General features: G+C 49.0%; 1 protein-coding gene and 1 rRNA gene. One reads left to right on the top strand and one right to left on the bottom strand.

Going from position 1 to position 565, the window contains the following annotated elements:
• Position 1 precedes the first annotated feature (1 nt).
• A 5S ribosomal RNA gene (gene rrf / locus QP934_RS11500) occupies positions 2-119 on the top strand.
• A 244-nt stretch (positions 120-363) separates the two neighbouring features.
• On the opposite strand, the gene QP934_RS11495 is transcribed toward rrf, so the two are convergent.
• On the bottom strand, positions 364-565 hold a 202-nt coding region (locus tag QP934_RS11495), incomplete at its 5' end, for a hypothetical protein (RefSeq protein WP_419127591.1).

Genomic DNA, 565 nt, shown 5'->3' with positions numbered 1-565 from the left:
TGTCGGTGGTCAATAGCTGCAGGGAAACGCCCGGTCCCATTCCGAACCCGGAAGCTAAGCCTGCACACGCTGATGGTACTGCAACCGGGAGGTTGTGGGAGAGTAAGTCACCGCCGACACCAAACAAAAATAAACAACTAAATACAGAAACAATGAAGCCGTAGAAGACAACGGACACCACAAAGTGCCGGAGTCTCCTACGGCTTCTTCCGTGTTTTACCCCGATTGCCCGGGAGTCCAGCTTAAGGACTATTCTGGCCTAATCGGACACGGTAGACAGCTATCTTGAATGGCAGTTTGCCCTGAACGTCAGTTCATTATGATCTCTCGAAGGGCAAACTGTTTGTTGCATCTTCGCTACACTTACCCACTCGATAGTTTGGGAGGAAATTCATGTGGTTCGATGGCTATCATCAGCAATTTGGAAAACGCCTGGAAGTGAAGTGTCCCAGGTTTTGTTCCGTTTGAGTAGATGGGAAAATCTGGAATATGCCAAGAAAATTTGACCAGGATGCGAAGGATCGTGTGGTCCGTCTTGTAGAGGACCGCATCTTGGCGGAAAATA

The organism is Corynebacterium sp. MSK122 (genome assembly GCF_030229435.2).
In the GTDB taxonomy this organism is placed as follows: domain Bacteria; phylum Actinomycetota; class Actinomycetes; order Mycobacteriales; family Mycobacteriaceae; genus Corynebacterium; species Corynebacterium marquesiae.
This window is presented reverse-complemented; position numbering and strand designations above follow the sequence as displayed.